The sequence below is a fragment of the Halobacteriovoraceae bacterium genome, from assembly GCA_020635115.1.
In the GTDB taxonomy this organism is placed as follows: Bacteria; Bdellovibrionota; Bacteriovoracia; order Bacteriovoracales; family Bacteriovoracaceae; genus JACKAK01.
In genome coordinates this window covers 168,742-193,664 of record JACKAK010000005.1, presented here as the reverse complement: position 1 = coordinate 193,664, position 24,923 = coordinate 168,742, and the positions used below count along the sequence as shown (strand labels likewise).

Sequence of the window (24,923 nt, the reverse complement as noted above, 5' to 3'; positions counted from 1 at the left end):
GTTATGCCATGGCCAAAAAGACCAAAAAAAAGAAGGTTTCTAAAAAAGTAAAAAAGAAAGGACCTATTAAAAAGTTGACTAAGAAAGTCAATAAGAAAAAGGTCGTAAAGAAAACGAAATCAAGTAAATCGACTAAGAAAAAAGTTGTAAAAAAGTCGGCAAATCAAAAAGTATCTAAGGACAAAGTTCTCTTCGATACTCTACTTGAACTTATTAGAGTAACATCTACTGTTATCCCTGATGATGTTCAAAAAGTTATCCTTGAGGCACTAAAAAGAGAAGAGAAAAAAACAACTGCCGAATACGCTATGAATATTATTAAAGCAAATATCGAGTTGGCCAAGAAAAAATCTCAGCCAATTTGTCAGGACACTGGTACGATCTTGTTTTTTGTTTCACATCCAGTAGGCTTTGAGCAATCTAAATTTGAAAAAGTTGCAAAAAAAGCTGTTGTTAAGGCCACTGAACTTGGTTATCTAAGACAAAACTCTGTAGATTCCCTAACTGGTGCAAATAATACAATGAATATTGGGCCAGGACATCCTTCAATTCATTTTCATGAACATTCTAGTAAAACGGTAGAAATCAAACTCATGCTCAAAGGCGGTGGTTGTGAGAATGTTGGTGCACAATATTCTCTTCCCAATACTCCCCTTGAAGCAGGTAGAGATTTAGATGGTGTTAGAAAAGCGATTCTAGATGCTATTGTAAAAGCACAGGGAAAAGGTTGTGGCCCTGGTGTTCTAGGGGTATGTATTGGTGGTGATAGGGGAGCTGGATATATCGAATCAAAAGAACAATTATTACGACGTTTAGATGATCAAAATTCAAATTCAGATCTTAAAAAACTAGAAGAAGATATTGTGAATACCGCAAATAAATTAGGTATTGGCCCAATGGGATTCGGAGGTAAAACAACTCTACTTGGTTGTAAAATTGGTGTGCTCAATAGGTTACCGGCCTCTTATTTTGTTTCCGTTTCCTATATGTGTTGGGCCTACAGGAGACAAGGGGTTTCAATTGATGCAAATAACAAAATTAAAAAATGGTTATATTAGGAGAGAGGCATGATTCGTTTAGAATATCCGTTTAAAAAAGAGGACATCAAAAATCTTAAAGTTGGAGATATGGTTCTCATTTCAGGGAAGCTTCTCACTGGCAGAGATGCTGTTCATAAAAGATTACATGAAGGGACAAAACCTCCCATTAATCTTAATAATCAAATTATCTATCACTGTGGGCCAGTTGTTTTAAAAGATAAAAAAACCGGAAAATACGAAGTAAAGGCCGCTGGCCCTACAACTTCTATACGAGAGGAGCCCTATCAATGGGAAGTCATGAGAGACCATGGAATTGTCGGTGTTATCGGAAAAGGTGGAATGGGCCCTAAAACATTAAAAGGCTGTCAAGACTATGGTTGTGTTTATTTTCATGCTATAGGTGGTGCAGCACAAGTTTTAGCAGAAAAAATTAAATCTGTTGATAATGTCTATTGGGAAGATTTAGGTTCACCTGAAGCAATTTGGGAGTTAAGTGTAGAAGAATTTCCTGTGGTTGTAACAATGGACTCCCATGGAGGATCTCTCCATGCAAATATAGAAGAGCAAAGCCAAAAAAAATTGAAATCATTATTGTAGAGAGAATTATTTGTGAAAAAAAAGTTACTAGTTACCTCGGCCCTGCCTTACGCGAATGGGCCACTACATTTTGGGCACCTCTCTGGTGCATACTTACCAGCTGATGTCTTTGTGAGACATAAAAGATTAAGTGACGTTAAAACCATGTATATATGTGGATCTGATGAGCATGGTGTTGCAATTATGCTCAAAGCAAACGAGCTTAAAAAAGACTATCGTGACTATGTTAACCAGTGGCATGAAAATCATAAAGACCTATTTAAAAAATACCGGGTTGATTTTGATTTTTTTGGACAAACATCAAAAGAATACCATGCAAAAGAAGTAAAGATTTGGTTTGGAAAACTCCATTCAAAAGGTTTTATCGAAACCAAAGACGAACAGCAATTATTTTGTAATAGCTGCAAAAACCATTTACCAGATAGGTTTGTAGAAGGAAAATGTTACGTTTGTGGGTATGAAAAGGCCAGAGGTGACGAATGTCCAGACTGCGGAACTTGGATTGAGTCCATCAAACTCATTGAACCTACTTGTCAAATATGTGGAAGCAAGGAAATTGAAGAAGTCACTGTGACTCAGTATTATCTTATGCTCTCTAAGTATCACAACGAGTATAGGCAATGGCTTAAAGATAAACAGACCTCTTGGCGAAAAACTGTATTTCCATACGTTGAATCATTAACAAATGAAAACCTACATGATAGGGCCATCACAAGAGATCTCGATTGGGGAATTGATGTTCCTCTAGATGAGGCCAAAGGTAAAAAACTTTATGTTTGGTTTGATGCTCCGATTGGCTATGTTTCAAACACGAAACAGTACTTTGAAGAAAAAGGAATACAGGAAGATTACCTCAAGGACTGGTGGCAAAATCCAGATACTGAAATAGTAAACTTCATTGGGAAAGATAATATTATATTTCATGGAGTGATCTTTCCAATGATGTCTATGGCCTCTGAAAGAGTAAGACCAGTGGATGTCGTTGCTGCGAGCCAGTTTTTAAACCTCAATGGAAAACAGTTTTCAAAATCCACCGGTAATTATGTTGATGCAATTGAGGCCTTTGAAAAATATGGTGACGATGCCCTTAGATATTATCTTTTATCCATTTCTCCTGAAACAATGGATAGTAGTTTCACTTGGGAAGGCATGGCCGCAAAGGTAAATGGAGAGTTAGCAAATAATATTGGAAATTTAGTCAATCGCTGCCTCAAATTTTGGGAAAAAAATTGGAAAGATGGGATTGATTGCCAAGTCATTCGAGACTTTTCTGATCGAGAAATTGCCAAGAAAATTCAATCCAAAGTCAATGAGTTTCATAATTGCTTAAATAATTATGAAATCAAAAAGGGCCTTGAGACTGTTATGTCTATGGGGCATGATGTGAATCTATATTTTACTGAAAAAGAACCTTGGGCCGTTTATAAAAATGATCAGGCCAAGGCCAGCGAAATTATTGCCGAAACAGGGATGGCCATTTTGATACTTTCTGTTTTCTTATCTCCATTTATTCCAACCTTGAGTGAAAAAATTCAATCTCATTTTTCTGATGTTGTGACAGACGATTTCAAAAAGGCGATTTATAAAGGAGATTTTTCTATCATCAATAGTGTATTTAAAAACAATTTAGCACTTAATGGAACACCACAAGCTCTCGTTCCTAAAATTGAACTGAAATAATCTTAAAGAAGAGGTGTTTTTATGCAATCAAAAAACACAAGCATGCAAAAATTCATGGAAGATATTTGTGCAAAAGAGGGGATAGAATCAAACTATTTGTCACTTCATGAATGGAGCGTCCGCAGGCCTGTTGATTTTTGGATAGAACTCATCAAATTTTACAATTTAGAAGTAACAGGTGATTTTTCTCACGCAATAGATCCAACTGATTTTAATGGATATCATTGGTTTCCAAACTTAAAGCTAAATTTTGCTAAAAACCTCCTGAGAAATTCTGATTCAGATAGAATAGCTCTTAAAAGTGTGGTTGAAGGTAAAGCTGTTAGGGAACTTTCTTATAAGCAACTTTACAATGAAGTCGCTAGGTTTCAGAGGTCATTAAAAGGACTTCTTTTACCGGGAGATGTTCTCGCATGTTATATGCCTAATATCTGTGAGACAGTCATTTCAATGTTGGCCAGCAGTGCTTTAGGTGCTCAATTTACCTCAACTTCTAGTGACTTTGGTGTTGAAGGTGTCGTTGATCGTTTTGGGCAGTCAAAACCTAAAGTTTTAGTCGCAGCTGTTGCTTATCAGTATAATGGAAAAATCTATGATCAATCTGATAAAATTAAACGCATTTTAGAAGAACTACCTTTTATCGAAAAAATTGTCCTGGTGGATTTTTTAGATACGGGTATAAAATTAGAAGGTGAAAAATTTGTAACGTACAAAGAGTTCGTTTCAAATGAGTTCAGTACTGTTGAGTTCGAAGAATTTCCATTTTCCCATCCCCTTTACATTATGTATTCATCAGGAACAACAGGAAAACCAAAATGTATCGTTCACAGTGCTGGGGGAACTCTACTTCAACATGTTAAAGAACTAGGTTTACATTCGAATCTAACAGAAGATAAAACTATTATGTATTTCACAACATGTGGCTGGATGATGTGGAATTGGCTTGTTTCTTCGCTATATTTTGGTTCAACCATTGTTCTTTATGAAGGCTCTCCCGGTTATCCTTCCCCTCAAGAGTTCACTGAAATAATAAATTCAGAAAAAATTAATATCTTTGGAACTTCCCCTAAATTTTTGAGGGCCTTGGAAGATTATTTGATAACTGGCCATAAAACATTAAGTCATTTCCGTACATTGGAACTTATGTTAAGCACAGGGGCACCCCTTCTTCCAGAGCAATTTGATTTCGTTGATCAACATTTTAAAAAAGGTCTGCATCTATCATCTATTTGTGGTGGGACTGATATTATTGGTTGTTTTATGCTTGGAAACCCCATTCTTCCTGTGAAACGTGGTGAAATACAATGCCTTGGACTTGGGATGGATGTGGGGTGTTTTAGCGAGCAAGGTGAAGAATCCGTTGAAAGTGAAGGGGAGTTAGTTTGCAAACAAAGTTTTCCTTCAAGGCCTCTGTATTTTTTAAACGATGCTGATCAAAAGAAAATCAAGGCAGCTTATTTTGAGCGTTTTCCAGGTGTGTGGCATCATGGTGATTTTATTAAAATCACTGAGGAAAAAAGTGTACAGGTTTTTGGGAGAAGTGATGCGACTTTAAATCCTGGTGGCGTTCGCATTGGAACTTCTGAAATCTACCGACAGACGGAGACAATTCATTATTTAGAAGATAGTATTTGTGTTGGAAAGCAAGTTGAAGGAGATGTAGAAGTTCATCTCTACGTAAAACTACGTTCAGGAGAAGAACTTACACAACAGAGGATTTCAGAGATTAAGTCAATTATTCGTACAAACACAACTCCAAGACATGTTCCTAAGATCGTTAAAGCAGTATCAGATATTCCTTATACACGCTCTGGGAAAAAAATGGAGATGGCCGTTACGAGATTAATAAATGGCAGAGCTCTTACAAATATAGAGGCGGTTGCTAATCCTGAATCACTTGAAAATTGGAAGGAAAAGTAGCTCTTGATATTTTTTTTAATGTAATAAGTAGCATTAAGGAGCTTCTGTGATTGATTTAAAAGCTACTCCTGAAGAGGGTTACCTTTAAATTTCAAAATATCATTTTTAAACTGCTGGCCATAAATAGATCGATCCCAAGTGGATATCAATGCACCTGATTCAGAATCAACCATGGCCCTAAAACCCATAGTCTTGTTATCAGGATTCAAATATCCTACATTAACGACTTCAACATACCTGCCAATTCCATGTTCAATCTTGATAAGACTAGCTTCTTTTTTAACCATGACTTTAGTTTCAGCATCCTGGAAACGCATGAGATGCTCTGCTAGATTTTCCTTCCAATCTGCATTTATTTCATTAACCATTTTAATTCCTACCATTGGATCCTGATACTTTGCTAGATCTGTACCTATTAAAATTCTTCCGTGCCTTGAAATACCCGCAGGAGCTGTTGCAGCAGGTTTTCTAATAGTGTCTGTTTCAGTCGTAACCTTATTCTTCGTTAGTTGTTCAACTTCCGACTTAAGGCTTGGATACTTTTTGACTTTCTGATCATTAATCTTCTTGAAAGTTGTGAAACTTTGATCTTCTAGATTATCGAATTGATCTTTATATTGAGACAAATCTTTGCTCTTATGTAAAGCAAAAGGAATAGAGAATAATATAACGAGACTTAAAAAAATCAATATTTTTTTGATATCCATGAATCGCTCCTTGATTCATCTTTTTATTTGTTTTTTTCACCAATTGTAAAATGAACATGCAGGATTTGAAAAGGTTTCGCTCCCGAATATTCATAGTCATAATACTCATCGTTATTATTTTCAATATCATGAAAACAATCTGAGCAGTTGGAAAATCTTGCCCTAAAACGACACTCAACCTCAGTAGCATGAGGAATTTTAGTATTAATTTCAAGTAAAAAGATATTAGAAACATTAAAGATTAAATCGTCGCTGTTAACCCCCATAGTCTCCGCCCAATTTGATTTAGGATTGAGTTTTGAAAAGAAGGCCTGATCTGCACCAGGAATGACCCTTACAAAACAGTCATTGTAATGTCCGTTTTGTATGAGACAATTTGACTCATCTATCGCATTTTCTTCCATAAAGACACTCTGTAAAACATATCTCTCTCCACCGTCATCATTGAGTTTTAACATACAAACGGGGGTAAGGTTCTCTTCAGGTTCATCACCGTTGAGTCTGGTCGTATAGGAACATTCTCCTGGATTCGTTCCTGTTTCTCCTCCAATATCAGCAGCACCATTTGTTGGAAACCCATCACCTAAATTACTACAAGGTCTACCATTTCTGGGATCCCCATTTTGATACTTAGCATGGTCCCAATCATTTGCGAGTATCTGAATTCCACCAAGCGGACTGTTTGAATTATTGTATATATTCAATGTCAGACCAACGATTTCACCTTGATTGACAACAGCATCATTTGTTCCATTCCAAGGAATATTACTTGGGATTTCAGGAGATAGAGATGTAATTTGCCCCGTTTGTTGTAAATTCTGTAAAATCGTATATATTGTGTTTCTATCATCAAAGACATAAGCATTGGGTTGATTTGCTCTAGTATCGATAATTAATTTATTTTTAGGTTGTAAGACAGAATTTGCTCTGTTGAATTCATTAACACTTTGATTTGTAAGAGTGTGTTTGTTTAAATCATTATTATAGGTTCTAAAAAGAAGTAGTCCATAGTCATCTAATAATTTTTCAATTCGGTCTCTAGAATAGAGTCCTCCATCAATTGGACAAAGACCTTCTGTGTTGAATATCAAATCCATCTTTCGAGCAAAAGTTTGGAAAAATGATCTATACGTAATCGGGTTGACGGTTTTGTTCCAACTAAGTGCGTGTTCTGGACTATGATTAACCAAATTATAGATAGGTTGTTGAAAACCATTGCTCGAGTGATCCGATGATGTAGTCGTTAAGTCTCCTAAATGAGCAAGTGTTTCAGACATGATTCTCACGACCATTGCCTTGGCCTGATCTTTTGGAAATGAGCAATCAGTAATCAGATGTTCAGTCAACGCAACAAAGTAATGTGAAGCTATTTGGCCAGCATAATGGACATCCTGAACAGGGGTGTCCTTAGCGTAAACATCATAGTTTAAATAATCAGGATATTTTAATCTCCCTTCAGAAGTTTTAGAAAAGAGATTGGCGTGTAGACCATCTTCCTCATTTAATGGTCTGTCACTATGAAAAAATCTTCCAAGTGCCCATTCTCCAAATCTTGATCTATCTCCTTTTATATAAGCGAAATAATCAGCAATACCTTCACCAATTGCACCGGCCTCATCATAAAAAAGTTGTCCTAACTGAGTCCTTTCAGTCATCCTTGAAACGACATCAGGTGAAGGAGGATTTTTATCAGTGATGAGAGATGTATTTCTCATATTGAGCATGATATGAGTGAAAGCATGGCCTAATTCGTGATAAATAACACTTGGATCCTGTGCAAATTTAAGACCTTTATTGACAGGGTCTACTCCCATACATAGAGAAAAATCTGCAGGCTCAAACCTTGAGTTTGAATATTCCTCACAATATGGATAGAGAGAAAGTGTAAAGTTTTGATTGCTGCCGTATACACTTGTTCTTCTGGCCCAATTCCCTCCGTCATTTGCTTTAAAAAGATCAACTGGAAATGAGCTTAAAAAGATCAGAGGAGGGGATGCCAAATTATAATCAGAGTAATATGAATTGTATCCTGATTTTAAATGTGACTGAAATGTCTCAACAGCTCCTTTGAGGTGATAAAAGCTATGTGCTTCTAAAAACTCTTTTGTATTGGGAGAATAACCCCATTTCCCTTCAATACTAGAAGTGAGAGGAGCGTTGGCATTTTTTCGAACCTCATAACAAGCACCCGTAACGCCTTCGCAAGTGCCTTGAAGAAATTGGTTCGTTGTGATGTCTACTGGTTGAGCAGGTAAGATTTCAGCGATATCAAAGTCGGCCTCAAGTCCATAGTCGTTTGTAATGATAATTGGGTTTTTTAGGAGTGCCCTTCCTTGTCCAATACCAAGACCAACGTTTTCATTTTTTGAACCTAGGATATTGTCGTATTTTTCACTTCTATTTTGACGGGGTTCAATACAAGAGTTTAAGAACAAGAGTATCAGGATTGCACTAAGCATTCCTAATTTCTTGTGATTTCTATAAGTTATATCCTTCATACGTCCTACTAAATCCTCATCTGATAGAATACTCCTATTTGTTCTATTCTTTACCTCTGTTCATACTTTCAATAGTTTGCTGCAAAATAGATCCTATGGCACCGCCAAGTTGTTGTGCCGCTCCTCCTTGTGCTGAGTTGCGATTTAAATATGATAAAGCTTTACAAGGAGGTGGGTTTTCACCGAGTCCGGCCAGTGTGGCGTTTATTCCACCGTTAGCATTTATAAATATCTGCATATTATCATTAATTACTTTTGAGTTTGGAAGAAGATCTATATAACCTTCTTTAAATTTTTTAGGCTGATCGATAAGGATACATGAGCTGTCATATGCTTCGCTTTTACAATAGTTTATTGAAGAAGCAATTGCTTCGTTTCTAAGTTGGCCACAAAAATCTTTACCTTTTCCACCACCATTATTTTTAAGTTCCTCTTCAAGTTTAGTGATTTCAGCTTGTTTGGCATCTTTTATTTTCCCTAATGTAGATTCAATTACTTGAGTAGAATCTGATAGGCTGGACGAATTTGAAGGATCAACTTTTTCTGCTACTTTTTCTGCTACTTTTTTTGCTTCATCAACGGCCTTATTTTTTTCGTCAAGCTCATTTTTGAGTTTATCTATAGCGTCTTTGTTAGGGGGAGTATTTCCCGGAGCGGTATTAGTAAGTTTATCTAGAAATGTAGACATTTTGTCTGGTTCTGAAGGGAGACTAGAGATATCTAGTTTTGGAGTGCTACTTCCCAACTTTGTATTTATAGCTGTAAGGTCCGTATTAATTTTATCCATTAATTCTTTTCTATCTTTATTCGCTTTTTTATGTTCTTCGCGTTTTTCAATCAAGGTTTTTATATTTGCTGATAGTTCGTCTTTTTCACTAGTTAGTTTAATCAATTCGTCAATTTTAGAATTTAACTCTCCTGAAATACCCATCTGTTCTTTGATATCTGTAAGTAGAGACGTTTTTTCTTCTGTTGAAAAACTTTTCGTACTTGAACTTTCTTTGTTTTTTTCATCTGTGATTGAACTTTTGACTTCAACATCAATAAGTTTATCAACTTTATTTTTTGCTTTTATAAAGTAGTGAATATTGTCTGAAATACCCTTTTTACTTTGTAAAATCTGAGCATAACTGAAAAGCTGTTGAGGAAGCTGGTCGTTTTCTTTTGCCAAATCTGAATCATAATGTTGGATAATTTTAGTAACATCACTAACATGTTCGATTTTACCCGAATTTAATTGTTTTAAAATATCTGGGACTTTATTTTCATCTATTCCTGCTAAAGTTAAAAAATCTTTCGCTTTGCTTTTTAAGTATTTTTCAACTGCCCTGGAATCGTCTCTTGCTTTATCACACAATTTTGGCAAATCAAGACCATCTTGAAGTGCTTTTAATTGTTGACAACCAAGTACCTTCTGAGTGTAAGCACTTTTAGCATAAGCATTTACAAAATTTCCACCTGAATTTAATTTCTGGGTCAATTCAACTGCCGAGGCAGTAGAATTTTCAGTCAAATCTCCAACTATAGAATCACACATTGGATCTTTCATTTTGAAGTCATACTCTATACATGACTCATCTGCTGCTTGTTGCTGTTTCATTTGAGCGTCTTGTGCTTTTTTAATGTTTTGGTTGTACTGACTTTTCATCTCTAGAACAAGATTACTACACTTGTTCATTATAGTTTCCCACTTGCTCTTATTTTCATCAATACTATTTTCAACTTCCTGAATATGAGCGATTAACTTTGCTTTAACTGCATCAGTTTGTTTTTGCATAGCTCCCATGAGGAGATCCATTTTTGATTCATATCCATTTTGCAACATCGCATTTGGGTCACCATTCGCAATCAGTTTTAACATTCCTCCTGGGGTTCCATCTGTATTTTCAAAATCAATTGCTCCACCAGCAAGTTGTGCTTCTTTTGGAAGAAGCTCATCAATTTTTAAACCTTTTGGCAAGACAAATGAGGGGCCATATGATTGTTGCAGTTTCTTTCCAAGTAGTTCTGCTCTGGCCTGTTGATCAGCAACCATTTTATTTTGCATTTCATGAAACAATTTATACTTATTATTAATGGTTCGCGACTTATTGTACATTTTTTTAAGCTCATTTTTAACGAGCACATCTGCCTTAGCATGACATTTCCCAATGTCTTGTGCACAACTCACTGCTGTTGTGATACAAAAAGAATCTGACTTAGTGTCATAAAGTGATTTATCACTACAATCCATCACTGTTCCAGAAGTCGGTCCCTCACAGAGAATTTGCTTGTCAAGTTCTCTTAAAAGAGAATTTGAAAATTTTGCAACTTCAGCAGTTAACTGATCCAAGTCTTGTGAAGCTTTTTGAATGACATCTTTTTTCGAACGGGAAAATAAACTTTGTCCGTCACTATTTAATCCTGAAATTTTCTTCTCACAATAACGGACATGTGTAAGAAGTTGATCGTAAGCACTTTGCTTCTGTGGACTATTGGAATCGATATATTTATGCTGGTTATATTCAACCTTACCTTCAAATGACTTCATTCTGTTTAACAAGTCATAAGTTGACACTCCTTGTTTGGGAACGCAACCTCTTAAATCATCATCTGTTACTTCTGATCCACTCTTCATTCTTGATGTATCACATAGGATATTATACATCTCAATTGCATACATTTTTTTTCCATGATCTCTCGTATCTAGATATGATCCTAAAATCTGTCCATAACTGAGTTGTTCTTGGGTTACACATTTATCAACCTCAATTTTAATAAACGCTTTCTCAATAACTTCTTTTGAAATTCCTCCATTCTCACTATTGAATCTTCTAATATTTGTTAAAAAGTTATTATCTAATGGAGGAATATCACTGAAATTATACGACTTAAACACACTAAAAGCATTATTGTATTGTGTTTGCATTTCAGCTTTTCTTTCATCGAGTAGTTTTGAAATAGAGTTCACAAAATTAGTACCATATCTTCGATTGCCTATGAGTTTATTTATATTGGCAGAAGAAAGTGAACTGATTCCATTCTTTTTAATCTGTTCTTTGATAAGATCTTTTTGTTTTCCCCAATCTTGTTTCATTTTTGCTTCGTTAGATGTGATTTCTCTCGATTTTTCAAGCAATCCATTTTGAATACCATCTCGAATATTTTTTAATCCTTTTTGTCTGTCTCCTCCCTTGACAACATTTTGACAAGCAGGGTCACGAAAAAGATTTCTGGTAAGAGGCGTATCAGAGCTGTTAAATTTTCGAGCATCAGAATTTAAGGATTCCATAAGATCATTCATTTCACGTTTGAACTCTTCTTCTTTTTCCTTATTCATTTCAATCGATTTTTTTAGATCAGTCATGTTTTGCTCAAGTTGTGCTAAAAGATTGTTTGAGCCATTTTCTAATGAATCATACATACACTTAACACCAAAATTTGTATTCACTTGGCCAGTGTTTTTTGCAAGGGCGACTGTGTATCGATCTTTGAAAAGTTTAGCTTGATCCATTATAAGCTTTGCCTCTTGCATTGCTCCCGTCATGTCAGATTCAGCATCGGGACTTTCACAATATTGTCCGTCGATCGCTTGATCAATCGGAGGAGGGGTCTTGCAATTGGGAAATAATTCATCTTGCATTGTTGCACTAGGATCTAGTTTGCTAAATCTGGAAATATTTGCAGATTGCTTTGGCGTTTGCATGTATGAGATAGCAGCATTCGTTAGGCCATCAAAAATATTATATATAGTTTCATAGGCAGAGTTGGGAAAAGATCCAGCAGTTTGTTTTTGCTTGCCATATGAATTATTTTCATCAATTAAATCATCGTCAGCAAAAGAAAGTGGTGTTGTCGCAAACAATAACGACGCCTGCAAAAAAACTATCTGTATTTGATATAAAAACCTGAACTTCCCCATCCGATCCCTCTATTTTAAAACCCAAATACTCATCGACTTTACAGGGGAGAATTTAAGTGTAAGTCGAGAGAATGGTTGAGTTTTAAGTCTCTTCCCCAAAGAAACTCTATGGCCCACAAACCATTTTATACCAGATTCAAATGCTCGCCTAATGAGCTAAAGTAATCCTATGCTTTTGGAGATAAATGACCATGATTCCAGAGAGATAGAGACATGAATTGATTTTTATACATAAGGTGCTGTTTGCCAATTATTTGTGGAGTTTATGACAGGAAAAATTGCCTAGGTGCGGCGAATTGCTACTTTCACATTACATGGATCTTATCCCTGTAATTTCGACAACTTTTATTCTAAGATAATGTCATATCTCAAGAAGTGATATTGATTCAAAGAGTCGGGTATTTATGAGTAGAATTGGTGAAGTGACCAAAAGACTAAATTTGAGGCGAAAACAACGAAAAACAAGGGCAGAAGAGGGCCGTAAAATTAAACTCAGAAGCCTTGATAAGAGAGTTGTTCTTAAAAGGAATTACCATGCCAGAGGTTTTAGCTTAGGTGCTCTTATCTTTAGGACGATGGCATTTTTAATAGATTTTTCTGTCACTTATGTTGCTCTGTCTTTTTTAAGGTCGTTTGAGGTTCATTACAATAAATGGCTCGGAAACGTCGCAATCGTTTTGAAACTTATTAGAACATACTATCTCGAAATTGATAAAATTGATCTGCTCTACATTGATTATATTCTATTGTTCTTTTGTCTAAAAATTCTAACAACGTTTATTTTATCAGTGAGTTTTGGGCAATTTGTAATGGGACAAAGAAGTGAAAATGGATTTATCTATTCCAGGTTTGGAGGAATTCTTAGAGTACTTTTATCTCTGGTTACTTTACCTACTCTTTTACTTGAGCTTCCAATAATTTTTGGAAGAAGAAGCTTTAAAGAAATCATTACTCTAACTAGTGTTTATCAAAAATCTAGATTTCCTCTTTTTGGTTTTATATTGTTTGTTCCCATAATATACCTTTCATTTGCTTCTCCTTTGCTTGAAAACCTCTACTATGCTAAAGGTGTTGCAAAAGCAGATTTTTATAAAGTTGAAGATAAATTTGATAAGAAAAACTCACATGAATATCGCCATTTAACTTCAAATAAGTTTTCCTTTAAAACATTTACAAATCTAGCAAATAATAGATTTCTACTCATACCTACTTACAGTATGGAGAAAAATAAAGGAACTCTTAGAATAAGGCCCTATTTAGAAATCTATGACCAAAAAAATAAAACCTTTGGAAGATTCAAATACATGAAGAAATTTTCATTGTTAAGTACATTAGAGGAAGGTCAAATTGAAAATCCACTCTATAGCAAAGTCTACCCATATCTCACTCTGGCCTTGAAGGATAAAAAAAGAAGCCCTCAGAAATATCGTGAAAAATCAACCCAAAGAGATGAAGACAACCTAAATCTACTCTTTAGTGACAACACAAATAGGGATGTGAGAGATTTTGTAGAGGAAGCTTTTTCATTGAATTTAATGAACTATGGGCAACATGCTATCAAAAGAGGGCCATTTATTAGGGGGCATGTTTTAGTTCGAAATGCGATTTTGAAAATGACAGGAAATAGTGATCCTGAAAGTATAGGTATTGTTCAAATGGGAAAAATAAGCAATTTTCTCTCACTCGTTCAAAAACAAACTGATCTCAAGGGACAAAATTTAAAACATGTCGAAGATTGGTTTTCATTGGGGTCTGAAAATGCTCGTTACTATCAATTATCATGGGATGATGGCCCGTCTGGAGAAAAATCGGCGCGTGAATTTAAAAAAACATTCTTTTTCACAATAAAATGGTTCTGGGATTATAAAGATGTGTTTCAATTTCCGGAAGATGAAAAACAAATGAGTGCTTTTAGTATTATTGATTTTTACAATTCATCTCATCTAACAAAAGATCAAAGAAGTACACTAGGAAATTTTACCTATCATTATTACTTTGATCTTGCTAAAAATGCGATGGAGACAAATGATAAACCTTTGCAAAGAAAAATTGAGTCAAATATTGGTCGACTTATTGATATTGCTAGATTAAGGAAATCAGACTTAGGAAATGCTTATAGTTTGAAGCATTTAAAATTTATGAGCTCGTTAAAGAAGGCCCTTGATAATCAAGATCGCGCTTATTTTAACTTATAGAAAGATAGATTATGGGATATTTTGATGCGTTTGTTTATGGACTTGTTCAGGGACTGAGTGAGTTTTTGCCAGTTAGTAGCAGTGGGCATTTGGCCTTATTGCCTCGTCTAATGAGTTTGAAAGATCCTGGAGTTGCATTTGACCTGGCCATGCATGTGGGAACTGCCCTGGCGATTGCAGTTTATTTCCGCCATGAAATACTCAAACTTATTAATCCAAAAATCCTTCACAAAGATGAACTTGGAAACAGATCAAAACATTATTATCTTTTAATGAACTACTCTTCTTCAACAATTGCTTCCGTGTTACTCATTCTCATTCTAAGGCCAGTATCAGTATTTGCAAGAACTCCAATGTTTATTTCTTTAGACCTTTTCGTTTTTGCTCTTCTCATGTGGTGGAGTGACAAGAAAAAAGATCATGAAGAAAGTCACATGTTTGAAATACAATGGAAAAAATCAATTCTAATTGGTCTTTCTCAGGCCCTCGCGATATTTCCCGGTGTGAGCCGCTCTGGTGTGACTATTTCCATGGGACGCTATCTAGGGCTTTCGCGTAAAGAATCTTCCCAATACTCTTTTTTGTTATCACTTCCCCTTATTTTTGCCGGAATGATTTCCAAAATGCCTGAACTCATGATTCAAGATAATACGATCACTTTTGATATTATTCTATTTGGTGTGTTTATTTCTTTTATTGTTGGTCTCATTACACTTCATTATTTCTTGAGTTTCATAAGAAAAATGGGACTTAACCTTTTTGTAGGTTACAGAATTCTTCTGTCTATCATCATATTTTATGTCTTCATGGTATAGCAGGAGAACACAAAATTTCTGTATCAAGTTTTAGAGATTCTGGTACACAGTAAAGATGTACATTCCATTTAAGTCCTGCCTTATAGAGCGCTAAGGCACCAGTAATATCATCAGCGGTACTATTTTTATCTAAGTAACGGCAGACTTTGTTACCGGATTGAGATCCTTCAGCTACTCCTGGCACAACATTTTTATTGATGACAAGTCCGTAAGCTATTTTTCCACTGGCACATAATCCTTTATCGCTAGCGAAATTAATGATTTTATTGTTGTATTCAGATTTTATAAATCCAGTCTCTTGATCGTAGAGATTGTCATCAATATCTTTACCTATACTTGAGACATATCGATTGAAATAGACACTCAGATTCGTGTAATCGTTAAAAACACATTTGTTTTCAACGGCCAGACCCGTACAGCATGAATCGTTATTTCCGCCTTCAGGAAGCTCATCTCCGGCCTTTATACAACAGCGTACTTTATCAGGTGAGAAAACTTGTTTGATACCATCACCAAAATTTGTCATGTCTGAAGCTTTATAATATTTTTTCTTAACCTTTGGATCTTCATATTCAGCAATCGCGCTGCGTTTGATTGTGTATTCACTTTCAGTTCGAGTGGTTCCGGCCACGTAATTATAGTTATCTTCATCTCTTACTGTGATGAATTGATAGTTTGGATGAGTGATACATTGAGTTTCACTGAAATCCGCAGATTTAATTCTGACTTGTGGTATTCCAGTTAATTCAAGTGAACCAAGCCACTCAAGTGTCAATTTAGAGTCACTATTGTCGTTTGGAGTGATATAATTTTTGGCCATACAACGTGGATCAGATAAGTCTTGAGTATGAGCGCAAGTGAATTTTTTATTGTCATTTTCAGGCTCAACCGACTCAGCACATTGCTCAACTAGAGGATCACATCTTAACCAGTTGAGACATTCAAAACCATTTACATTTATATTTTGGAATTTTTCTGGTTTCCAAACTTTGTCACTTTGACCATTTTCTTCACTCCATTCGCGAACCCAGTCTTGCGAGCAACAGGTACGGGAAGCAATTTCTTGAAAACTATTGTTTTGTTTTCGATCTTTCTCATCAATAGAATTACAACTTAGAGAGCTTGCACCACATTCGTTATCTTGTGCTACAACTAATGGTGGATATTCAAGAGGTTCACTTTTAATCAGAGAATAGATAACCTGCATTCTTGTATTTCTCTTTGGGTCAGAGTAGGCGAAATCGATACCTCCAACTTTGTCACTATAGACTTCAGGAACAATAGTGTTTTTCGAAGTCGGGATAGTTATAGTTTTCCCTATCTCACGGCAACATTTGTTTTCTTCTATTTTAAAATCTGCATGATCTATAGGATTATGATTTCCACAAACAAGTTCTTCTTTCCAATATTGAAGTTCTTGGGAGTTAAGAAGTGAGCTCTCATTTGGTAGATTGTTTAGTTTATTCTTAAGGAAGCTGGATGGAGAGCAATCTAAATTCGTATGACATATAGAACCTGGAACTCTCAAACATCTACCTTGCTCTAGGGTTGGGGTAAGAATTTGATTAACCCTGAAGTTTTGAATTAAGGTTTGTCCGGTAATATCTTCGAGAAGTTTTAGTGCATTCGTACTAATTGATTGTGATCCGGCCAGAATTCGTACACTTTCATCGGATAAAAATTTATCTTTAAAATCACTTCTATTTCTTAGGAAATTTCCGTCTTCATCCATAATACTACATTGCGAGAGATAACTTTGTTGTGCCACACTTGCATTGTTTGGAGTCACACCCATTGCGAGGACTTGATCTCCACCATAATCTGTCTCAGTACTTGTTCCAACTGGTGGAGGTTGTGCTGAATTACTATTTATAAAGGTTAGGGCATCTGCAAATGGGTTTCTTCCAGGGACGCAGATTGAGTTAATTCTGTTATTATTAAGACTTGTTGAAGCAATATCCGGGGCCAGATCAGTTCCGTTATATTTATATGGTCTCAAAATGTAACGAGCACCTTTTCCAAATGTATTAAGGTCGTTTTCACTTATGTATGGGCTAGAGTTTTGCGCAGCAACCGAATAGGGAAAACGGGCAATTTTTGTATTGAATTTTGCTTGTTCATCTGCAAGTCCGATAGACTGACAGTATGTATCTGAACTGCATGAATGGAGAGCTAATTTGTCGGTCATAGAGTAGCTTGTAGCACTTGGTTTATCATATTTTTCATGACAAGCTGATCCACGCCCTCTATAGACACATCTTTTGACCGAACCAGTAAGTCCAAAAAGATCTTTCAAATATCTTGTTTCAGTTGTTTCAGTGATTTCTTCACCGTTATCATCAAATGCGGGCCATTTCGTTTGCATTTGTGATACATCAGCGCAAGAGTATTCCCATCCTAACTTGGTAACACAATCAGAATCAACTTCACATAAGTGGAGTTTTCTACATTCTGCCCCGTCACTTTCCATGTCACTTCTAATCGCTGAACCAGAGTTAAAAATACTTGAAGATTCAGTGACGATCACAGTGTAAGCGCCCTCGCTAGTCAAATCACCCATAAAACTGTTCACAGCAAGAAAGAGTCTATTCGTTTTTGCTGTGATTCGACGGTTGTTTCCAATAGAAAACCAACTAAGTCCATCAAAAGATCCAATAAGTGACCCGTAATCAAATCCATACCAATCTCTTTGGTAGCCATTGGCAAAAAGAAAATGTTGCGCTTGAAGTCTATTTCTTCTCTGATCAACTAGGTTTCTGTCATGTTTATGAGTCCAGGGGATCATTGTGGCCGGAACAAAACAAGCTCTTCCAAAAATCAGATCATCTGACCTATAATCTTTGGAGTTAAATCTATCAAAAAGATTCGTAACAGGAACATATCCTCCACCCTTATTGGCAAAATTGTTGGGGAAAAGTTTTGAAATACTCGAATAATAATCAACTCCGCAGTTTGCACATGGGCTAAACTGTCCATTTGAAGTCACAATGTCGTAAGTTTTTCCCTTTGTCACTTTAAGCATTTTTGCAGGTCTAGCTGATCCTGTTTTATACTCCAAGGTTCCATAGATCTCATGAAATCCGACATAATTATCTACATTATTTGGTTTATATTTGTTTCCATCTACATAATAAAATTTTCTTGGTGATTGTGGGTCAGGTGGATTGATGCTTGAGTCTTCTTGTGCCTGAGTATCAATATTAATTTCTGATTCATAATTTCCACTTTTGTCAAAAAAGAGGTGAGGGACTGTCTTGGTTGAAAGATAAATTGTTTGTTGAAGTGGTACAGATCCAAATACGATATCTGGATAATCACAAAGATAGTCAACTGTTTTTCCAGACTCATCAATTTTTGGAATTAACTGACATTCATCTGTTGAACAATTGCAAAAACTGTTTGATGAAATAGTCGCCATCGCCTCAAATTTAGGAGCAACGAGATCCTTTTTGCTGCTATTTGTGTCCACTCTATAGGAAATAATTACTTTTCTACCCATTCCAACTTTTGAACTCGAAAAGAATCGAATCACATATTTTCCTTCAGTATTTTGAGCAACTTCAAAATGAACATTAATATATCTTTTGACCCCATTAACTTCTACTGAAATATTTTGTTCAGCTTCATTGTAGGATTCAGGTATTATGAAATCTTGGTTATCTCCAGGGTAATGGTCTTCTGAAGTTCCTTCGTTTTTTCCCTGAATGTATGTTTTCTTACATGTAGCTAATGAATTATTTATTTTTGTACAACTTCCATCTGCGTAATATTCAATCTCGAGTTTATCTTCAACATCACTATTTGTAAGAGGGACGTTGAAATTTGAAATTACTGTTGGTGCAGTATAATCATCAACTGCATCACTAATATCAAAACTTCCAATTCCCGTTTTTTCTCCATTTTCATATAGGACCTGACCACCATATATTATTTTATGAACAGTTGGTAGTCCTTTGAGAGAATTACATTGGGGTGATAATATTGTGCCCGAGTAAGAATAACAAAAGTTTTTGTCGCCATTTGGTGTATTGAATGAAGTTTGTCCTGATGTTTTAATATTTTTATAAATAACAGCACATATGGATTTTTCACCCTCGCCAGCAATGGGATTTGTACATGTATAAAGTCTCTCTTTTGAAACGGACATTTCATAATCATCAGTATCTGGATTTTCTGGTTCATAAGGATCATCAGGAGGAATATACTTATTAGGACAGAAGTAAAAGATTGAGTTATATTCAGATAATTTTTCAAAGTTTATGGTTCCATCTTGATTTGTTACATCTGCAATTGCCTGTAGATATTCAGATGAACTAGTGTCGACTTCTGCTTTAACTGCTCCATGTTGGACACAGCGATTTTCGCTACAACAGTCATAGGTGGCGTTACACTGAGAATCTAATGTACAAGATGAACCAATCGGCGTATCTTCTTGTCCTTCTGGAGCTGTCAGTTCAAAATTAAGATGTCCAAATTGACCAGTTAACTCTTGCCCAGATGCCGAGAAAACATAAATCTGATCTGATGAAATTAAAGAGGTGTTACAGACTGTTGAATTTGGGCATAGTGATTGAAAATCATATGCTCTGGCCACGTAAGTACTTTCGATATTTGCAATAATAGTCAATATTGAAATTGTTTCACATTTTCCTTGATTAGTCGCGGAGCGAGTTGGCCCTGGGTTAAAGGAAAGATAATATTCTTTCGAATTATTTGCTCCATTTAATTTGCTCTCAATGTTGAGATGAGCGATAAAAAATCTGGTTCCAGTATTTATCGGAAATTTTGCTATCAAACAATATTCAGTAGGATTATCTCTCACAAAATTATGAATTTGTTTTCCTCTTAGATTTATTTCATTGTCGAAGTTAATTGGAAAGAGTGCATTTGAGGTGATGACTTCACTTCCATTTTCAAAATAGTTTACATTAATATTAAAAGTTGGATCATTGAGAAGTGAGGATTCATTGTCAGGAGTTCCTACTGCGCCAGTTGTTTTTGATTTCGCTGATCGTGTTCCAGATGAAGGAACACAAGAAGAAAATGTAAACATACCGATGAATAAAATTATCCATGCAAACTGATTTGATATTTTAATTTTCCCCAAATAATTCATCAACGAAATCCCTCGGTCTCTAAAGGGTAAGACTTTCCACTACTTATCGGCCCTTTAGGATTCGTCTTTACATTATCAGCTGAGTTTTTGATGATTTTTCTTATATACTCACGAAAAGCAGAATAATTCTTTAAATCTAGGTAGTTACATATACCCCAAATAGTTTATTTTTGATGTACTTCAATTTTGATTTGCCAATTTTTTGAGCATTGGGCGAATACCTGATTTCAAGAATTTGAGTGCATGAATGAAAAGGCCTAGTAACAAGGGTAATATGAATGTAAAATAGTCTTAACAATTTATAAAAATGGATGTGCTATGAAATACTTAATGACATTTATTGCAGTTTTTTGCTCGATTATATCCTTTGCAAGCGATATGGACCCGAAGATGGAGATAAATCCGACCCAGTTGGAAGCGATGAAGGGACAGATTGAGGCCTTACAAAAAAACCCTGAATTCAAAAAGCAATTTGCTGATCCCAATAGTGATTTTATGAAGCAGATGAAGACACAGATTTCACAGACAGTAATTACTCAAGATGCCCTAAGAGAACAGATAACGCAATTTCATCAAAGTGGTGCAATTTCGGATGAAGACTATGCTAAAGCACTAGAAAAAGTTAATAGTATGACTCCCGCTGATATTGAAAGAGCAAAAGCTGAGGCGATTCAAAAAATTCCATCCATAGTTAATGGTAACTAGTATTAGATATAAGTTCATATAATATTTTAGTGTACATCTTCTATCTATGGACTTGATTATGTGTCCAGTAGTTGGCACTACAATTTTATTACATCGATTATTTATTTTTTTAAAGACAGTAACCATATGTTTACACATAAATTTATAATAGTGTTGAAAATACATCTATTTGGGTTAAAATTTATTGATGAGAGTTATTAGTTATAGTCTATTAATACTTACTTTATTTTCTTCTTGTGGAAAAAGTAGAATTAATTTAAATATCTATGATTTTCTTAAATACGAGAAAACAAATTCTTTATCAATCCAAAAAATTGAAATTTCACCAATTGACAATACGAAAACCATACAAGTACATGCTAAATATAGTGGTGACGATAATGATAATAGTAGTGTGAATTTTTATTTTTGTAGTATTAAAAATACACCTGGATGTGATCCGCTTACTGGAGAAAAAATAGTACTACAAAAAAATGGAACTATTTTTGAAGGAAATATAAATCTTTTAACGTCAACGATATCTCGTGGAGATTTTTTAAAATATCAACTTATTTCGACAGATATTGATGGTTTAAATGGAGGGAATGAATCTGGAAGTGTTTTTATACCCTATGATAATTCTATGGCCAGATCAATTCGGCAATTATCTAGTTTTTCTTTTCAACTTAAACCTATTGATACAGGAGGAAGTGAAAAGGCCTTTGCTTTGGTAAAGGGTGCTGATGGTTCAATATATTTGGGAGGATATACTACTTCAAATCTTGCAGAGTTTGCTGGTGGAGGCAAGGACATACTTATTATAAAACTAAATCCACTTGGAGAGTTGGATACAAGGTTTGCAAAATCTGGATATTTTCATTTAGGTGGTATTAGCTCGCAATATACTCAAAATGAAGATCAAATATTCGGTTTGGTGTTTGATAATGAAGGAAATTTATATGCTTCGGGCACAACTACTGGCAGTTTGGGAGGACCTAATGGAGGTTCTTCTGATGTTTTTATAATGAAAATAAATTCGTTGTCAGGAACTCTTGATACGTCTTTTGGCAATGGGGATGGTAGAGATAATGATGGAATCCTTCAGATTAATAATATTAATTCGAACGATGCGTCTGGTTTGGAAATGTTGAACTCTAGATTAATCTTTGATGGAAATTCCTCACTTTTTTTAGGAGGAAGTACTGTTGGAAATCTAGGGGGAGCTAACGCTGGTAATTTTGATGCATATATTATTAAGGTTTCAACTTTAACAGGATCTTTAGATGAAAATTTTGGAGATGGGGACGGTAATGATAACGATGGTATTTTACAAATAAATAATCTTAATACCTCCTCAACTGCAACCGGACAAGAAATGAATTCATCTATTGTTTACGATGGGACTGGGAATATTTATTTGGCAGGTTCTGTTTTTGGAGGAAACCTTGGTGGACCAAGTGCTGGGGCGAGTGATTGTTACATTGCAAAAGTTAATTCTGTTTCAGGTTTATTGGATTCTCAATTTGGAGATAGTGATGGTGTAGATAATGATGGAATTCTAAGAATAAATCATATTAATAGTGTTGACCCAAATACATGGGATAACATAAATGACATCGCAATTGATATTGATGGAAATATTTTTGCTGTTGGGGAAACTAAGGGGGGAAATTTAGGAGGACTTAATAGTCATCCACCTTTTAGTAATATTATAGTTTTAAAATTAGAGAGTACAAATGGAAATTTAGATAGTAGTTTTGGAGACGGTGATGGAATAAATGACGATGGAGTTGTACAGTTTAATGATTCTAATACTGAATTATGGGATATACCATACAAGGTAATTATAACAGATAACTCAATACTGATAGCAGGGAATACATCAAGTGCATTATTTGGAGGAGTGGATTCCGGTGGAGGTGATGCTTTTGTCCTGAAACTTGATAAAATAAATGGTCTTCTGGATTCAGATTTTGGTGATGGTGACGGGACTGATAACGACGGAATTGTGAGATTTAATAATATTAATTCTAATGATGCTATTTATGCAGATATATTCACTAATATGTTAATAAATAGTTCAAATGAGATTTTTGCTGTCGGATATACTAAAAGTTTACTTGGTGGATTAAATGCTGGAAGTGAAGATATTTTCATTGCTAAGTTAGACTTTGTAGATGGCCTTTTAAAAAATGATTTTGGTAGTGGAGATGGAATAAATAACGACGGAATTATTCAGTTTAATTCTACTAAGTCAACAAATGCATATTTTTCAGACAACGTAACTTCTGTGTTTGTAGATGATAACGGGAAAATGTTTATAGCAGGCCATACGAATAGTTCTTTAGGAGGTAAAAATTCAGGAGGTAGAGATGCTTTTATTGCAAAATTAAATTCAATTTCAGGTGTGTTAGATCCAAACTTTGGGTCAGGGGATGGACAAGACAACGATGGAATTCTTCAATTCAATTCATTTTTAGTTTCTGATGCGTTAGGAGATGATTCGATTTTTTCTATAGCTCAGGATGATAGTGGAAAAATATACGCTGTAGGGGAAACCCGTAGTTCATTTGGAGGGGCCAACGCTGGAGCGAGCGATGTATTTATACTTAAAATAGATTCAAACACTGGGAGTCTAGATACTAGTTTTGGAAATGGTGATGGGTCTGATAATGATGGAATTGTCCAATTTAATAATTTTAATGTTAACGATGCATCAATGCCTGAAACTTCATATGATCTTGAGATAAATTCTAACGGAGATCTATTAGTAACTGGATCAACTTATTCTTCTTTAGGAGGAACAAATGCAGGTTCAAGTGATATTTTCACTGCAAAAGTTGATTCAACAAGTGGAAATTTCATCACAAGCTTTGGCAATGGAGATGGACATAATAATGATGGGATTTTGCAATTTAATAATATAAACACCAACAATGCTTCTAGCACTGAAACAGCTTTTAAAACAGTTATTGATCAATCAGGAAATCTCTACATATCTGGAAGAACAATGAGTGCTTTGGGAGGAACTAATGGGGGAGGATTTGACGGTGTTCTAATAAAAGTAAACAGTATAACTGGGGTATTAGACACAAGCTTTGGAAATGGCGATGGACATAATAATGATGGGATTTTGCAATTTAATAACTCAATTTCAAACTCTTCTGCTCACGAAACATTCACTTCGATTGCACTAGATGGGATCGGCAATTTATATGGAGTCGGTTATACAAATGGTGATTTTGGAGGTACAAATTCAGGGCTTACAGAAGGTTATATTTTTAAATTTAATCTTGCAACAGGACAATTAGATACCAGCTTTGGAAATGGAGATGGGGCCGATAATGATGGTATTTTTCAGATAAACAATTTAAATGCACTTGATTCATCTAGTTACGAATATTTCACAGATCTCAGTATCGATAATTTAGGATATATATACGTAGTTGGAAATACTGAAAGTTCACTAGGGGGGAGCATTTCTTCCGCATATGAGGATGCTATCATTATCAAATTAGATTCATTTGGAATTATTAATGATTCATTTGGAAATGGTGATGGAAATGACAATGATGGAATTTTACAGATCAACACATCAAATACTTTAAGTGCAAATAATATAGATTTATTAAATTCTATCTATATAGATTCAGAAGGAAATCTTTTTGCAGTGGGAGATACTAGAAGTAGCTTATCTGAAAAAAGTGCAGGTGAGTATGATATTTTTAGTATCATGATAAAAAGTGGAAGTAATGGAATTACACCTTAAA

Annotated in this window: 10 protein-coding genes and 1 pseudogene; 7 read left to right on the top strand and 4 right to left on the bottom strand. The window is 35.2% G+C overall.

Annotated elements, in window-relative coordinates; genetic code table 11:
* Positions 1-8 precede the first annotated feature (8 nt).
* The 3 genes and pseudogenes from H6622_09455 (at position 9) to H6622_09445 (ending at position 5,237) form a co-directional block, all read left to right on the top strand.
* Positions 9-1,637 (top strand): annotated as a pseudogene (locus tag H6622_09455) (fumarate hydratase).
* 12 nt (positions 1,638-1,649) lie between these two features.
* Entirely contained in the window at positions 1,650-3,317 is a 1,668-nt protein-coding gene (gene metG / locus H6622_09450) for a methionine--tRNA ligase (GenBank protein MCB9061734.1), read from the top strand.
* 21 nt (positions 3,318-3,338) lie between these two features.
* Positions 3,339-5,237 (top strand): acetoacetate--CoA ligase, encoded by a 1,899-nt coding sequence (locus H6622_09445; GenBank protein ID MCB9061733.1) that lies wholly within the window; start codon positions 3,339-3,341, stop codon positions 5,235-5,237.
* A gap of 62 nt (positions 5,238-5,299) precedes the next feature.
* Here the strand turns inward: H6622_09445 and H6622_09440 are convergent, their stop codons facing one another.
* The 3 genes from H6622_09440 to H6622_09430 are packed head-to-tail and all read right to left on the bottom strand — an operon-like array spanning position 5,300 to position 12,286.
* On the bottom strand, positions 5,300-5,944 hold the full coding sequence (locus H6622_09440; GenBank protein ID MCB9061732.1) for a hypothetical protein: 645 nt from the start codon (positions 5,942-5,944) through the stop codon (positions 5,300-5,302).
* 23 nt (positions 5,945-5,967) lie between these two features.
* Entirely contained in the window at positions 5,968-8,442 is a 2,475-nt protein-coding gene (locus H6622_09435; GenBank protein MCB9061731.1) for a hypothetical protein, read from the bottom strand.
* A gap of 43 nt (positions 8,443-8,485) precedes the next feature.
* Positions 8,486-12,286 (bottom strand): hypothetical protein, encoded by a 3,801-nt coding sequence (locus tag H6622_09430; protein MCB9061730.1) that lies wholly within the window; start codon positions 12,284-12,286, stop codon positions 8,486-8,488.
* Positions 12,287-12,747: 461 nt separating this feature from the next.
* Between H6622_09430 and H6622_09425 the strand changes: the two genes are divergently transcribed.
* Both H6622_09425 and H6622_09420 read left to right on the top strand, forming a co-directional pair.
* Positions 12,748-14,538: a hypothetical protein gene (locus H6622_09425; protein ID MCB9061729.1), complete on the top strand. Its 1,791-nt coding sequence runs from the start codon at positions 12,748-12,750 to the stop codon at positions 14,536-14,538.
* A gap of 11 nt (positions 14,539-14,549) precedes the next feature.
* Positions 14,550-15,353 carry an undecaprenyl-diphosphate phosphatase gene (locus tag H6622_09420; GenBank protein MCB9061728.1) on the top strand — a complete coding sequence of 268 codons (804 nt, stop codon included), beginning with the start codon at positions 14,550-14,552 and terminating at the stop codon, positions 15,351-15,353.
* On the opposite strand, the gene H6622_09415 is transcribed toward H6622_09420, so the two are convergent.
* Positions 15,343-20,469, bottom strand: a complete 5,127-nt coding sequence (locus H6622_09415; protein ID MCB9061727.1) for a hypothetical protein — start codon at positions 20,467-20,469, stop codon at positions 15,343-15,345. The genes H6622_09420 and H6622_09415 overlap by 11 nt on opposite strands.
* A 318-nt stretch (positions 20,470-20,787) precedes the next feature.
* Here H6622_09415 and H6622_09410 point away from each other — a divergent pair, with 318 nt between their 5' ends.
* Together H6622_09410 and H6622_09405 are read left to right on the top strand one after the other, a co-directional pair.
* Positions 20,788-21,174 (top strand): hypothetical protein, encoded by a 387-nt coding sequence (locus H6622_09410; protein MCB9061726.1) that lies wholly within the window; start codon positions 20,788-20,790, stop codon positions 21,172-21,174.
* A gap of 187 nt (positions 21,175-21,361) precedes the next feature.
* Positions 21,362-24,922, top strand: a complete 3,561-nt coding sequence (locus tag H6622_09405; protein MCB9061725.1) for an SBBP repeat-containing protein — start codon at positions 21,362-21,364, stop codon at positions 24,920-24,922.
* Position 24,923 lies beyond the last annotated feature (1 nt).

Coding starts and splice junctions, on each gene's coding strand:
- H6622_09405 (MCB9061725.1), top strand. CDS start 21,362: ATGAGAGTTATTAGTTATAGTCTATTAATACTTACTTTATTTTCTTCT.
- H6622_09415 (MCB9061727.1), bottom strand. CDS start 20,469: ATGAATTATTTGGGGAAAATTAAAATATCAAATCAGTTTGCATGGATA.
- H6622_09420 (MCB9061728.1), top strand. CDS start 14,550: ATGGGATATTTTGATGCGTTTGTTTATGGACTTGTTCAGGGACTGAGT.
- H6622_09425 (MCB9061729.1), top strand. CDS start 12,748: ATGAGTAGAATTGGTGAAGTGACCAAAAGACTAAATTTGAGGCGAAAA.
- H6622_09445 (MCB9061733.1), top strand. CDS start 3,339: ATGCAATCAAAAAACACAAGCATGCAAAAATTCATGGAAGATATTTGT.
- H6622_09440 (MCB9061732.1), bottom strand. CDS start 5,944: ATGGATATCAAAAAAATATTGATTTTTTTAAGTCTCGTTATATTATTC.
- H6622_09435 (MCB9061731.1), bottom strand. CDS start 8,442: ATGAAGGATATAACTTATAGAAATCACAAGAAATTAGGAATGCTTAGT.
- H6622_09410 (MCB9061726.1), top strand. CDS start 20,788: ATGAAATACTTAATGACATTTATTGCAGTTTTTTGCTCGATTATATCC.